The following is a 13,696-nucleotide window of genomic DNA, read 5'->3' as shown; positions in this document are numbered from 1 at the left end:
GTTTAGCTAAAGCTTTAAATTAACTTCTAAATAGCGTTAAAGCATCTTTTTGTAACAGCAGCAATAGCAAAAAGGTTTAGCAATTGCTGGCTTTTAACTACCATTTGCTCCTTGCTGCTAAATTAAAATTGTACCCTTTTTAATAAAAAGCCGGCCTTCGCAATAACAGGATAGCAGTAGCTTCGTAATAGTTTATATAGCAACTGCATATGTAACGGTGCCGCAAACGGTGCAACTCTTAGCTAGCTAAGATACGTTCTGTTTGGCCCTAAACCCAACGCCAGGTTTACCACCCTTCCTGGAATGTACAATACCGCTGATTTATACTTAGCCTTAGCGCATATCACCCTGCACTAAAGCAAGCCGCCACTTTTATCTCTGTATTTCGGGTATGCAGCTGACGCTATATTGAAAAAGCTTTTTAAACAAACCTGAACTATGAAAAATAAATATACCCTATTCCGGCTATTTGCCGTTTTTTCCTTTTTGTTTTTACTCTCCGTTAGTGATGCTAAAGCACAGATTACAACATCAGTTTGCAGCTTTGAGAATGATTGTTTTTTTGTTGCCTATGAAGCCATACAAGAAGAAAGCCCTACTTCTCCTACTCTGCTAGTTGTGCTAAGTGCTTTTTTAAATGAAGGAGGTACCTGCAACGACATCGATGGATTGATATTTGCACCAGTAGGCGGAACTGTAGTCTTGCTTTCGCGGGAGCAACTGGCAGCGAATTCTACGATAGAGTTTACGGTTGACAGAGCCTCTTTCACAGCAACCCCCGACATCATCATCTCTCCTTATGAGATCAGGACAATCAGCATTCCATTTTTCAACTTTAGTTATACCGGGCCATTTCCTTTACCGCCGATCGTAGACCTGCAGGCACGCCTCGACTCTAATGAACCTTGCTTGCCAATTACGCCATTGGCTGTAGAACTTATCAGTTTTACAGGCTTGCCAACAGAAAGCGGCATAAACCTGAACTGGAGCACAGCCAGCGAGGAAAACAACAGCCATTTTGAAGTAGAGCGTAGTGCAGATGGTACCACATTTGAGCAAATTGGCAAAGTAGATGGCCATGGCAACTCTGCCACAACTATAGATTATACTTTTATTGACCCAGCACCGCATAACGGCGAAAATTACTACAGGCTGCGGCAGGTAGACTTTGACGGGCAGTTTGAGTACTCGATGGTGATTGGTGTAACCAGTACTGCGCCTGATGCCATGCAGGTAGTCATGTATCCTAACCCTTGCCGTGGTGGCGATTGCGAGGTACTGATCCGGACGAGCAAAGCAGCACAGGAAACGCTGCTGGAGCTAAAAGACATGTCAGGCAGAGTGGTGCTGAGTAAACGGGTGCAAAATGGCGTGGCGCAGCTTACACCTGAAGATATAAGGCAACACAAAGGTTTTTTTATACTTACCGCTACCTCTGGTAACGAAGTGGTGCACCAACGGGTAGTATTAGAGTAACCTGCCTTTGCCTTTTTCTCGTATGCGTGTTTATACAAAACTAAACTAACCAGATTACTTATGGGAAAAGGCGATAAAAAATCACGCAAAGGCAAAATCAGTAAAGGCACGTACGGCAACAGACGCCTCCGTAAAGCCAACAAAGCCCAACAAGAAAAAAAGGAAACAGCAAATTCTTAGTTTTCTTTAAAAGAAAAGAGGCGCTTCGGATAAGCTTATCCGAAGCGCCTCTTTTATACTATGCTTCCTCGGAGTCGTTCTTCAAGTCAAGGCTCCGGAGTTTATCAGCTTTAAAAGCAGTAACGCCAACTACAAGCAAAGTCATAATTCCTCCAAAAACCACAGAAGGCACAACGCCAATAAGCCGCGCCATAGACCCAGCCCTGAAAGCGCCTATTTCGTTTGAGGAACCCACAAAGATGCTGTTGATGGAAGACACCCTGCCTTTCATGTACTCTGGAGTTAATGTATGGATAAGCGTAGAGCGGATGATAACACTAATACTATCAAAAGCGCCACTCAGCACCAATAACACCATCGAAAACCAAAAGTTAGTAGACAATCCGAACAAGACTATACTTAAGCCAAAGCCTGCCACACACCACAGCATTTTCTTGCCTGCACTTTGCGATATCGGTTTATAAGCCATTATTACAGCCATCAATACAAACCCCATGGCAGGCGCAGCTCTCATAAAGCCAAGCGCCTCTGGCCCCATATCCAAAATATCAGAGGCAAAAATTGGCAGCAACGCTACCGCACCGCCAAAAAGTACGGCAAACAAATCAAGGGAGATAGCGCTAAGTATAACCTGGTTGCCAAACACAAACCGCAAGCCTGTGCTAAGGCTGTCCTTAAAATTTTGCGGGTTGATGTTTTCGGGCAGGGGCCTGGAGGCTATAAGCCCGAAAAACACAAGCGACAGCAGTACAAGCACAGCATCAGTAGCGTAGGCTATACTTACACCCCAGAAACCGTATAGCAAGCCGCCCAAAGCAGGCCCAGCCAAAGAAGCAGCCTGCCAGGTAGTTGTGCTCCAGGTAATGGCATTAGCATACAGTTGTTTCGAAGCCACCAACTGCGGCATAAACGAAAAAATAGCTGGCCCCATAAATCCCCTTGCAATTCCGCTCAAAAAAATAACGCCATAAATAGGCCATACACCGTAAACATCAAGCCATTTACTTATATCAATTGTAAAAAATAACAGAGCTGCAGAGCAAAAGAGCAGTACCGAAATAAATGTGACAATTATTTTTTTCCGGGCTACCATATCAGCCACGTAGCCCGCGTATAACGACACAACGATAGAGGGCAATGCCTCCGCTAACCCAATAAGCCCAAGTGAGAGCGGGTCTTTGGTGAGATCGTAAATTTGCCAGCCCACAATTACTGCCTGTATTTGCATGGCAAGTGTGATACAGAGCCTTGCCGAAACATATAGCCTGAAATCTGGAATGCGCAGCACCGCGAAAGGATCGTGCCGGAGGGTACTTTTCATGACTTGGTTTGTTGCAACATCATCTGCTGCAAAGCTACGGAAACAGCTGCTTAAAATAACTTATTAGCTTTTATGGATATGTTTAATACAAATAAAGCTACTTTTATTTACAAACATCGTACTATTATGTATTAGCATCCGCAAATTGTACCTTATAACAAGCAGAATCCAATGCCTGGCTTTACGATGCACGTGCAATAGCTAACATTATATATTACCGGCACCTTCTGTTAAATGCTTTCTAGGCTATGCATATATGACCACCTCCAGCTATACCGATCATGATTTTGTCAGCATATCTTTTCAGCAAGACATGAAGGTACTTTTTTGCAGATGGCAGCACGATGCAGACCTGATTCAGGTAGCTGAAGGTTATCAGGCTGTTCTTGAACTGGCAAAAACCTACCAAACCAACTTTTGGCTGCAAGATCTGCGTAAGCGCTCCTATTCCGACAAAGCTTTCGCATTTGAAAAAGATCTGGTACTGGCTCTGGACAAAACATTATCTATACATACCTATATAGCATACCTGATGCTGCCGCTACAAAAAGAGCTTATCACAAAGGGAACCCCACTAGTAAGAACCAATAATAACCTGACAATTAGATACTTTATAAATGAGCACGATGCCCTGTTATGGCTGGAGCGAAAGCAGCAAAATATATGAATTGGCTTCAGCCACGCTTCTATGAAAGCATGCACGAAAGGCTTGGAAAAACTTTTTAACTTTTTATGCTCTTTCAGGGCAACTCAAGCTATCTAACTCAAGTATAAAAATTCATAGCTAGCCGTCCGTGCGTAAACTCAGCAAAAGCCAATCGGCCTATTAAAATTTAGCTAAAGTAACCATTCTGTTACTGTATTGTTACTAAACTGAAGTAAAGATTACCGTAATGCTATTTTAACTATTCCGCTAGAACACACGCACTTGTAAAGCGTACTTTAGTGGACCGGACAGGCATTTTAAACTAATTTAACAACATTAAGATTAGAATTATGAAACAACTGGACATCCGATATTTATTGGAGAACATCGAGCAGAAGGTGTACCAGCAGGAAATTAAGACAGACGATGACTTAACAAAAATGATAAACGTTGAGATATCGAAAGCCATTAACCTGAAGTATAAAACTGAAAACGGAGACAGCACCGACTCCACTTTTAAGAATGTATCCTGCACCACGCTGGAATGCTATCTTGAACACCTGAAGGCTTTAGAGAAAAAGCTACAGAAACCATGCGACATCACCGCACAATGTAAGCCAGTAGAAGAACGCGAAATAAACCGTAAGCTACTGCTTATCCTGAACCGCTTGAAAGGCTACAGCAGGAAATAGTAACTCATTTATTTAGACTATCCTTCGACAAGGTCCTCAGCTCTTTCGAAGGATTTTTTATGCCCTCTAGTTTCCTGTTTCCAACTTCGGCTCCAGATTAAGCTCTTCCTGCAATTCTGCAGTTATTTAGGCCTAAGATGACCTTAGTCATTTTATGTGGCCTGTAAAGCCAGTATACTTGCGTTTATTGGCAGGAGACAAATTCTCCCTTGCTTTAACAGCTGATGAAGTAATGCGTTTATGAAAAGAGACCTGGAAAACGAAGAAGATATAAAATTGCTGGTAGACACATTTTATGATGCTGTAAACCAAGACGAACTGCTATCGCCAGTTTTTAACGGACATGCCAACGTTGCATGGGAGCACCACTTACCCCTGATGTATACTTTCTGGAGCACCGTATTGCTTGGAAGCATGGCTTATAAAGGACAACCGTTCCCGAAGCACATAGACCTGCCGATTGATCGGCACCACTTTGCACGTTGGATAGAGTTATTCACTCAAACTGCTGATAATTTATTTGAAGGCGCCAAGGTGACAGAAGCAAAACAAAAGGCAAGCAGCATTGCGTTGGTTTTCCAGATGAGGATGGGCTTGATTGATTCCAGCATAAAGCAGCCGGTTATGTAGCATCAGCTTTGCCCGGAAACAATAGAAGCCGGCAACACATTACATGTGTTGCCGGCTTCTATTGTTTTTGGGGGTACAGTATTACTGCGGTGCACAAAATAACCGCCGCCGCATACGTTATGCTATGCAATTTAGCAGGCTAGATTTGAGAGTTGTTCTGGCTAAAAGTAGCTTTATTTATTTAATAAGGCCTATTTACTATATGTGGAAAACTAAATTGAAAGATTTTGACACTCTTTTATATTATACTATCGTATAAGGAAAACATCAAGTATAGGCACTCCTGCCAAAGGGAGTTTTAAAATGTAAAAGGTGATGATTTAAATTTTACAAGAGTATGAAGTTGCTCTTGCACAAATAAAATGCATTACATATATTTGATTCTTCACTTCAAAAAAACTTTGTTTTAAAACCTAAACGCAACAATATGATATAAAGCTCTACGTTAAACTAATGTAGCTTTAAGATGAATACAACTACGCAAGTAAGCGACTCTGCTTTAGTCTCGCTTTACATCGCAGGTAATGAGAATGCGTTTGAACAGCTAGTAAACAGACACAAAAACAAAGTTTACACCACGATCTTATTAATAGTTAAGGACACGTATACAGCCGAAGACCTGATGCAGGATGCTTTTATTAAGGCTATCCACACCATGAAGAGCGGCAGGTATAACGAAGAAGGCAAGTTCTCGTCCTGGATATGCCGTATTGCCCATAACCTGGCAATCGACTTTTTCCGTAAAGAGAAACGTAGCCCGATGATCACGCTGGAGGACGGCAGCAATGTGTTTAATACCATGGCTTTTGCAGAAGACTCTGCAGAACAGCTACAGGTAAAAGAAGACACGCATGCCCGCCTGAGAGAGCTTATCCAAACGCTGCCACAATCGCAGCGGGAAGTGCTTATGATGCGCCATTACGCCGACATGAGCTTCCAGGAGATAGCCGACGCTACCGGTGTGAGCATCAACACAGCCTTGGGTCGTATGCGCTATGCGCTTATTAACCTGAGGAAAAAGATGCTAAACAGTAACATTGCTTATGATAAAAACCTCTACTCAGAATGAGCTGATCCAGTACGTTTATGATGAATTGGCAAAAAATGCCTCTGAACAACTGGAAACGGCATTTATGCACGACGAAGAGTTGGCCGAAAGCTGCTCAGAGCTCCTACAGATCCAGAACCTTTTAGACAATGCGCTTAAGAGCCCTCACAAGCGTGCTGTACAAAATATACTTAATTACTCAAAAAGCTTAAGTTTGCAGTCTTAATGATTGCAAACTTTTTTTATGCTGAAGAAAGAACGTTACAGGCTGCTGGTAGAATATTTCACGCACAACTTCCCGGAGCCTGAAACCGAACTCGCGTATACTAACCCCTACGAGCTTATACTTGCCGTTGTACTAAGCGCGCAATGTACTGATAAGCGCGTAAACATGGTAACGCCCGCCCTGTTCGAGGCTTTCCCTACGCCGGAGCACCTGGCAGCGGCTACCCCAGAGGAGGTATTCCCTTACATTAAAAGTATATCGTACCCCAACAACAAGGCCAAGCACCTGGCCGGTTTGGGCAGAATGCTGGTAGAGCAGTTTAATTCTGAGATACCGGATACGGTGGAGCAACTGGTAAAGCTACCCGGGGTGGGCCGCAAAACGGCCAACGTTATTGTATCCGTTATCTGGAACCAGCCTGCCATGGCCGTGGATACGCATGTGTACAGGGTTAGTAAACGTTTGGGCCTGGTAACTAAAACTGCAAAAACGCCCCTGGAGGTAGAAAAGCAGCTGGTAGCAAACCTGCCAAACGACTTGGTAGCCAAAGCCCATCATTGGCTTATACTTCATGGCCGCTACATCTGCGTTGCCCGCCGCCCTAAATGCGAAGAATGCCCCCTTACCCACTTCTGCGCATTTTTCCAGAAAAATTTCCCCAATATTCCGGATGATCCTGAAAATAAGGTTGGAGGGATGTAAGGGCTGAAGTATAAAGTATAAAACCTGCTGTAACTATAGGTGCCGTGGGCTTTCATACTTTGATGCTTATACTATAATTTTCCTATATTGCCTGTTTATACTTTACCAGAAGTGTAAATATCGCCCTCTATAACAAACTAACCTTACTGCATGCACCCAGCGCTTAACCAAAACTCATACTTCGTAAAAGAACACACCGGCATATTTAAAGCTGCCAATAATTTCGATATCTACAACCCTGATACACAAGAGTTAGTCCTAACCTGCCGCGAAGAAAGCTTAGGCTTCTTCACGAGGCTTATCCGCTTTACAGATTATAAAAGGATGACGCCTTTTAACATCGAGATAAGAACTGCTGCAGGAGAAAAAGTGCTCACGGTGCGCAGAGGCGTAGTTCTTTTTGTATCTACAGTAGAGGTGCTCGACGAGAACGACGAAGTAATTGGAAGGCTGAAACAGAAGTTCTTCTCTATCGGAGGCAAATTCAACATTTTAGACGCTCACGAAAATTATCTGTTCTCGTTGCAAGGCAAATGGACCAGTTGGGACTTTAAATTTGTGAAAGACAACCTGGAGTTTGCGCACGTAAGTAAAAAATGGGCGGGCATTGGCAAAGAGCTTTTTACCTCTGCCGACAACTATATGCTAACTATAACAGACCAGGTGCCACAAGATAATAATATTCGCCTGCTTATACTTGGCGCTGTCATGAGCATCGATATGGTGCTGAAAGAATAAACTAACCCTCGCATAAACAAAAAAGGGAGGCTTTTGGCCTCCCTTCTGCATTCTCATACTATTAGCTTTTTTGCTGCTGTCTCTCGCCACGCGGACCACCTTTTCGGTGTTCGCGCTTCTGCTCATGCTTTGCCTTCATCTCAGCTTTGTCTGCTTCGTATTGGGCATATTGCTTTTTGTTCAGGATGTCTCTTAACTCAGCTTCGTAACGTGCTCTGCTAGCCTGTCTCTCGCTGCGCATGTTCTCCTTATTTCTGGCCTCGCCTCTATTAGCATGTAAAGCATTCTTTTCCTTTGCCTGCTTTAAATTTAATGCCTCCAGCTTTTTCTGCTGCGATTTGTTTAGGTCATACTTCTTAGTAAGCATTTCGGTGCGCTTGGCGGCCATCTCTTCAGGAGACTTTTTCTGTTTTTGCATACGCTCACCGCGCTGCTCTGTGCGTTGCTTTTTCTCTTTCTGCGGAGCATTCTGAGCATAAGCTGCACCTGCCATAAACACACCCAGCGATAACATTGCTATGATCTTTTTCATCTTTTTCTATTTATAGGTTAGATTGTTCTTTTGCTAAGCAGAGCTGAAGCCTAGGATTATTCGCCCTCTTAATTTTACATACCCAAAAGCTGTGCCAAAAAATAAAACAATTAACTCTAAGTAGTGCCAGTGCGTATTGCACCAGCTGCTTTCCGCAGGCATAATCATATTTAACAACCTGGTTTTTATACAGATAAAAAAAATATTAAATTAACCCCTACTATAACAGTAATACGTTATGAAAAACATGGACCAACAGAATGTTATTCGCAGCTACATAGACGCCTATAATAAATTTGATGTGGAGGGGATGCTACAACATTTGCACGAGCAAGTAGAATTCGAGAATATCTCCGACGGAAAAGTTAACACAACCACTAAGGGCAAAGCTGCATTTGGAGAACAGGCAAGGCAGGCAATCCAGTACTTTAAGCAAAGGCAGCAAAGTATAAGCAGCATTTCAGAGAAAGCAAATAAGATTGAAGCGACTATAAACTACAACGCTATACTTGCTGTAAACTTACCAAATGGTTTAAAAGCCGGCGAAACGCTTACCTTGTCAGGTAAATCCATATTTACTTTTAAAGATGGCAAAATATTCACGATCCAGGATATAAGCTGACATCACCTACTTTATACTATACGTAAAGTGCGGGTAACATCGCAACAGGGCAGTAGCATGAACTAATGAACAGCTTTGCTTAAAGACGATGCATTTAAAGCACCTATACCTAAAAACGTTTGAGAACAACGTACAGCTTTACAAGTACAGAATAACCGCTCTGTTAGATTTTCGCAGCTCCTATTAATACTTGCTCTACCTCTTGCACCAGCTGCTTCCGGTTAAACAACTTACGAGCAATTGCCTCACCGTTGGCTCCTGCTGTTTCTAGAGCTGTGGGTTGGCTCAAGGCAAATTTTATACACTTTTCCAGCGCTTCAGGCTGCTCTGCTGGTGTGTACCACCCTACCTCGTTTTCTTCTACAAAGGTTTTTGTCCAGCCAGGGTTAGTAACAATAACTGGTGTCCCACAGGCAAGGCTATCGTAAAACTTAGAGGGCGAATTAGTAGCCAGAACAGGCAAATCATTAAAAGTAACCACCGAAAGATCAGCGAGCTTAAACAGCTTAAATACTTCTGGCCGGGGCTGCGGGTCCAGTAGCAGCAGATTTGGCACCTCCGCTGCCAGCTCCCGGAGCTGCGGCTCATAATAGCCGTTTCCTGTAAGTATAAATGTTATACTTGTATCAGCAACCATACTTCTAATAGTCTGCATCAATGTAGGTATGTCGTTTGCACGGCCATAAGTGCCGGCGTAGAGCACAACCTGCTGCCCTTGCAGCTTATACTTGGCGCGCAACACTTCTACATCCTGCACGCATACAGCATCTGCCTGATTAATATCAGTACCATTATAATTGGTTTTCACCTTACTTGCTGTTATCCCAAGCTCCACTATGTATGCACTCATATCCGGTGAAAGCGCGATAACCTGGCTGGCGCTGTTGTATAGGTTTTTCTCGGTGCGATAAAGCAGCCGCTGCAACCATTTATACTTTACTGCCCCCATCTCTATCGGGAAGCTTGGCCACAGGTCCTGCACCTCAAAAACCCAGGGTACGTTGCGCAGGCGTGCTACTTGTGCCGCTACAAAAGGCGTACTTAGTGGCGTAGACACAGCCCAGATCACATCTGGCTTAGGCATCGTCAACCCCTTCCAGAAACTGTAGGCTGAATAGCTGGTAAACGAAAACAACCGCTGTAAAATGCCCATCTTATTTGCATAAGGCACTTCACACTCATGCAGGGTTACACCTTTGGGAGCCCAGCTGAAATTGTTTGTTATCCTGATGCTGCGCCAACCGTTACTTGTAATAAGGGTTACTTGGTGCCGCTTAGCCAGCTCCTCCAGAAAGGTATAGTGCCTGCAGGTGGCAGGGCAGTCGGGGTTGTGGTGGTGTTGGTTAAAGACAGCTATATGCATCAAGGCTTACCCGTAGGTTACTTTTTCTTTGGCTTATACTTTGATTCAGCAAATATTTTCCGGTAATCTGTATCGGCCATTAGCTGCTGCAACGTTACATTTGGGTTACGCTCCATGTAGGTGCGCACAATCTGCAAACCAAGCCAGGTCCCAATACGGCCAGGTGCATTTTTATCTATTTCGGGAGTTGACGGGCGTTCACCTATATATTTCTGAATCTGGAATGGATTCTTCTCATACAATAGGCTTTTTTCTATAAAGTGTGCCCAGATACGCCCCTCATTGCGATGCACATCGGCTAACTGCTGGCCAGAGTAACCTATGATAAGCGAATCTGGTGTGCAAGGCATCACTTCTTTTACAAAGTAATAAGCCTTGCCCATGCTAATCATCTCTGAAAGCAGCGACCTATCGGTAATGTTTGTCTTATTAAACCTGTTTGAGAGCAGGAGCATAGCAGCAGGCACCATTTTTTCGCGCTCGTATCGCTTTAAAATATACTCGTAAGCCTGGGGGCGATATGTAGCCTCTTTGCCTATAAAATAATCAAGGCCGAAGACTAAGAGTGTATCTGATACAAACAAATCGTTGCCTAATGTGCCAAGCCCGGTAACAAATGTTTTTACCTGCGGCACGTTATAGTCAGGGTAGTAATGCTTGATAAATTTGAAGGCTGTTTCTAATTGCTCTTTTTCCGGCTGCATGTCACCAAACTTAGCTACTGCCTCCTGCACCAAGGTATCCAACGAGGCATTTGTGGTTAGGGGCAGCAAAGATTTGATTAACACAGAGTCTGAGGGGTACTCGCTACGTTGCAGGTAAATATCCGCGAATAGTGGGTTTTTATCCAGGAACTGGCCAACTTGCCCGCTATTTTCAGCACGAAAGAATGGCTCCTCCAATCGTTCTATCTCAACCTGTACCGGTATACTTGCTACTTCTTCAGGTATATCGCAACTGTTGTCTTTGCACCCAAAAGAGAGCAAGAGTAATGCTAGTATTAAAATTCTGTAATACATTATCTTGTATATTTGTACAAAAATAGAGGGTTATTACGTATTAGTGTAACACTAATGCATCAATTTAATTATGCTCATGAAGAAAATCACACTCTTAGTACTCTTTTTATTAACCGGGTTTACAACTATGGCTCAGGTAGAAATAGGTTTAATGATCTCTCCAACCATTTCTAGCCCGCGTTTTATAGCCGAAGATAAGTATAACTTTAAAAACGAAGGAGGTAAATTAGGTTTAGGCGTTGGGGTTGTAGCTGATTATTTCTTTGCCCAAAACTACGCGTTCAGTACTGGCCTTGTATACCGCAGCAAAGGCGGCGAGCTCTCTTATGCAAGTACTGATGAAACTGGCAATCCAATTAGACCCAAGGATGATAATGCAGTACAGTATATTGAATTGCCTATTACCCTTAAGCTATTTACAAACGATGTTGCACCCGGCACCATTTTATACTTCCAGGTAGGTGGCTCGCTTAACACAAAAGTTGCTGCCAAGGTAAACGACGAAAAGGTAATCAATGGTGGAAAGGTTGCAAAGCGCTTCAGCGTTTTTGAGGCTGATGCTATACTTGGTGGCGGTGCAGAATTCCAGATGGGTGAAAGCACAAAGCTTTTCGCAGGACTTACTTACCACAGAGGCCTTTCTAACATCGACGATTATTACCGTGATGTGTTAAACGACAAGAACATTGCCATTAAAAACAGCAGTTTCTCACTTGATGTGGGTGTTAAGTTTTAAGTATAGCTTACTTTTTATAAGTACATAATCGAATCACATTAAAAGCAAAAAGCCGCTCCAAGTATTATGGAGCGGCTTTTTGTTGCAAAATATATTATTTACTCTTCGTCTTTGTCTTGTATTACGTCCGCCTCAACAAAAGTCGTACGTAATTCAATTTCATCACCCCGATCATCCATTACTCTAAAATCAGTAATGCCAAGTGATGTATCTTTTACAAGCTTAACCCACTTAAAGTACTTAAAGAACCATTTTGTTTGCTTGGACACTAAACCCTTGGTATAGTAATCGTACACAAACGGGTGCAGGTAAATTATAAGTCCTTTATAGTTGTGGCTTGTCAGCAGGTCGTCTACCGCTGCTTCAATTTCGTCTGTAACCAGTATACTGGCTGTAATTTTACCGGTACCGTTGCATGTTGGGCAAACTTCGCCGGTTATAATATTTTGCTCTGGCCTTACACGTTGTCGCGTAATTTGCATCAGGCCAAATTTTGAGATCGGAAGAACTGTAGATTTTGATCGGTCTCTTTTAAGTTCTTCTTTAACAACCTCATAAACTTTCTGGCGGTTTTCCGGTGTCTTCATATCAATAAAGTCCACCACAATGATACCACCTATATCCCGAAGGCGCAGTTGGCGTGCCACTTCTTTGGCAGCCATCATGTTCACGTTAAGCGCTGTAGCCTCCTGATCGGTTTCGGTATTAGATTTATTCCCACTATTCACATCGACCACATGTAGTGCTTCGGTGTGCTCTATCACCAGGTATCCGCCACCAGGTATAGTTACTGTTTTACCGAAAGCAGCTTTAAGCTGTTTTTCGATGTGAAAGTGTTCGTAGGTTTTGGTTTTACCGGTATACTGCTTCAGAATTTTTAACTTATCTGGTGCAATACTCCCGATGTACGTTTTGATTTCATCATAGAGCTGACTATCGTCTACCACTATGTTATCAAAACTTTCGTTTAACAAATCCCTCAAAATGGAAGAAGAACGGTTCAACTCACCTATAACTTTGTCACAGGTTTTTGCCGTTTTCAACGTCTGAAATCCCTCTTCCCAGTTTGCGAGCATATTGCGCAAATCTCTGTCGAGTTCTGCTACTTCGCGTCCTTCTGCTACTGTTCTGATGATCACACCAAAGTTTTCGGGCTTGATCGAAGTGATCAGGCGTTTTAACCTGGTGCGCTCTTCTTTGCTGACGATTTTTTTAGATACACTTACCGTATTTGAAAACGGCACGAGTACCAAAAATCGCCCTGCTAAAGAAATTTCGCAGGAAAGTCTTGGGCCTTTTGTAGAGATAGGTTCTTTTACAATCTGCACTAACAGCTGCTGTCCTTTTTTAAGCACATCAGCTATTTTGCCCAGCTTGTCTATCTCTGGCTCAAATTTAATCTGGTTAAGTTTAGGCGTTGCGTTCTTCTGAGTCTGAGCTGCTTTTAAATACTTATTAAGTGTTTTAATATTAGCTCCCAGGTCGTGGTAGTGCAAGAATGCATCCTTCTGGTAGCCAATGTCAATAAAAGCAGCGTTTAGGCCTGGCATCACTTTTTTAACAGTACCCAGAAAAATATCACCAACGATGTAATTTGTGTCTTTACGTTCGAAGTGATACTCTACTAGTCTTTTGTCCTCTAAAAGCGCTATGCGTTCTCCATCCTGAGTAGAATTGATAATTAGTTCATTACTCAATTTTTCTCAAAGATTAGTTGGATGTATAGACCAAAGCCCACAATTGCTATGCAATGTGGGCCTCATAC

At 43.0% G+C, this 13,696-nt stretch carries 16 protein-coding genes; 11 read left to right on the top strand and 5 right to left on the bottom strand.

All coding sequences use genetic code 11. The features are described 5' to 3' along the window. The first annotated feature begins 438 nt into the window (after window positions 1-438). Both Q1A23_RS18350 and Q1A23_RS18345 read left to right on the top strand, forming a co-directional pair. A complete protein-coding gene (locus Q1A23_RS18350; protein WP_299826133.1) occupies window positions 439-1,476 on the top strand; it encodes a T9SS type A sorting domain-containing protein in 1,038 nt (345 codons plus the stop codon). A gap of 60 nt (window positions 1,477-1,536) precedes the next feature. Next, a complete protein-coding gene (locus Q1A23_RS18345; RefSeq protein WP_299826131.1) occupies window positions 1,537-1,656 on the top strand; it encodes a 30S ribosomal protein THX in 120 nt (39 codons plus the stop codon). A gap of 58 nt (window positions 1,657-1,714) precedes the next feature. Here Q1A23_RS18345 and Q1A23_RS18340 read toward each other — a convergent pair whose 3' ends face one another. Continuing rightward, window positions 1,715-2,977 (bottom strand): MFS transporter, encoded by a 1,263-nt coding sequence (locus Q1A23_RS18340; protein ID WP_299826129.1) that lies wholly within the window; start codon window positions 2,975-2,977, stop codon window positions 1,715-1,717. A gap of 313 nt (window positions 2,978-3,290) precedes the next feature. Between Q1A23_RS18340 and Q1A23_RS18335 the strand changes: the two genes are divergently transcribed. From Q1A23_RS18335 to Q1A23_RS18305, 7 genes are all read left to right on the top strand, one after another. Beyond that, window positions 3,291-3,644 (top strand): hypothetical protein, encoded by a 354-nt coding sequence (locus Q1A23_RS18335; protein WP_299826127.1) that lies wholly within the window; start codon window positions 3,291-3,293, stop codon window positions 3,642-3,644. Window positions 3,645-3,973: 329 nt separating this feature from the next. Next, window positions 3,974-4,315, top strand: coding sequence for a hypothetical protein (locus Q1A23_RS18330; protein WP_299826125.1), 342 nt, complete (start codon window positions 3,974-3,976; stop codon window positions 4,313-4,315). A 240-nt stretch (window positions 4,316-4,555) separates the two neighbouring features. Next, window positions 4,556-4,945 (top strand): group III truncated hemoglobin, encoded by a 390-nt coding sequence (locus tag Q1A23_RS18325; RefSeq protein ID WP_299826124.1) that lies wholly within the window; start codon window positions 4,556-4,558, stop codon window positions 4,943-4,945. 466 nt (window positions 4,946-5,411) lie between these two features. Next, entirely contained in the window at window positions 5,412-6,014 is a 603-nt protein-coding gene (locus Q1A23_RS18320) for a sigma-70 family RNA polymerase sigma factor (protein WP_299826122.1), read from the top strand. Further along, the gene (locus tag Q1A23_RS18315) at window positions 5,989-6,219 is read left to right on the top strand and encodes a hypothetical protein (protein WP_299826120.1); all 231 of its coding nucleotides are present in this window, start codon (window positions 5,989-5,991) and stop codon (window positions 6,217-6,219) included. Before Q1A23_RS18320 ends, Q1A23_RS18315 begins: the two co-directional genes overlap by 26 nt. Window positions 6,220-6,237: 18 nt before the next feature. Further along, window positions 6,238-6,921 carry an endonuclease III gene (gene nth / locus Q1A23_RS18310; RefSeq protein WP_299826118.1) on the top strand — a complete coding sequence of 228 codons (684 nt, stop codon included), beginning with the start codon at window positions 6,238-6,240 and terminating at the stop codon, window positions 6,919-6,921. A gap of 150 nt (window positions 6,922-7,071) precedes the next feature. Next, window positions 7,072-7,659 carry a phospholipid scramblase-related protein gene (locus tag Q1A23_RS18305; protein WP_299826116.1) on the top strand — a complete coding sequence of 196 codons (588 nt, stop codon included), beginning with the start codon at window positions 7,072-7,074 and terminating at the stop codon, window positions 7,657-7,659. A 61-nt stretch (window positions 7,660-7,720) separates the two neighbouring features. On the opposite strand, the gene Q1A23_RS18300 is transcribed toward Q1A23_RS18305, so the two are convergent. Further along, window positions 7,721-8,191, bottom strand: coding sequence for a hypothetical protein (locus Q1A23_RS18300; RefSeq protein ID WP_299826114.1), 471 nt, complete (start codon window positions 8,189-8,191; stop codon window positions 7,721-7,723). Window positions 8,192-8,429: 238 nt separating this feature from the next. Between Q1A23_RS18300 and Q1A23_RS18295 the strand changes: the two genes are divergently transcribed. Continuing rightward, window positions 8,430-8,813, top strand: coding sequence for a nuclear transport factor 2 family protein (locus tag Q1A23_RS18295; protein WP_299826113.1), 384 nt, complete (start codon window positions 8,430-8,432; stop codon window positions 8,811-8,813). Window positions 8,814-8,976: 163 nt separating this feature from the next. Here Q1A23_RS18295 and Q1A23_RS18290 read toward each other — a convergent pair whose 3' ends face one another. Both Q1A23_RS18290 and gldB read right to left on the bottom strand, forming a co-directional pair. Next, window positions 8,977-10,176, bottom strand: coding sequence for a glycosyltransferase family 4 protein (locus Q1A23_RS18290; protein ID WP_299826111.1), 1,200 nt, complete (start codon window positions 10,174-10,176; stop codon window positions 8,977-8,979). Window positions 10,177-10,193: 17 nt separating this feature from the next. Continuing rightward, entirely contained in the window at window positions 10,194-11,195 is a 1,002-nt protein-coding gene (gene gldB / locus Q1A23_RS18285; RefSeq protein WP_299826109.1) for a gliding motility lipoprotein GldB, read from the bottom strand. A gap of 127 nt (window positions 11,196-11,322) precedes the next feature. Here gldB and Q1A23_RS18280 point away from each other — a divergent pair, with 127 nt between their 5' ends. Further along, window positions 11,323-11,931 carry an outer membrane beta-barrel protein gene (locus tag Q1A23_RS18280; RefSeq protein WP_299826108.1) on the top strand — a complete coding sequence of 203 codons (609 nt, stop codon included), beginning with the start codon at window positions 11,323-11,325 and terminating at the stop codon, window positions 11,929-11,931. A gap of 98 nt (window positions 11,932-12,029) precedes the next feature. Here the strand turns inward: Q1A23_RS18280 and Q1A23_RS18275 are convergent, their stop codons facing one another. After that, complete coding sequence (locus Q1A23_RS18275; RefSeq protein ID WP_299826106.1) at window positions 12,030-13,628, bottom strand: Rne/Rng family ribonuclease; 1,599 nt, start codon at window positions 13,626-13,628, stop codon at window positions 12,030-12,032. Between the last annotated feature and the right edge of the window lie 68 nt (window positions 13,629-13,696).

Source organism: uncultured Pontibacter sp. (assembly GCF_947492645.1).
Lineage (GTDB): Bacteria > Bacteroidota > Bacteroidia > Cytophagales > Hymenobacteraceae > Pontibacter.
This window is presented reverse-complemented; position numbering and strand designations above follow the sequence as displayed.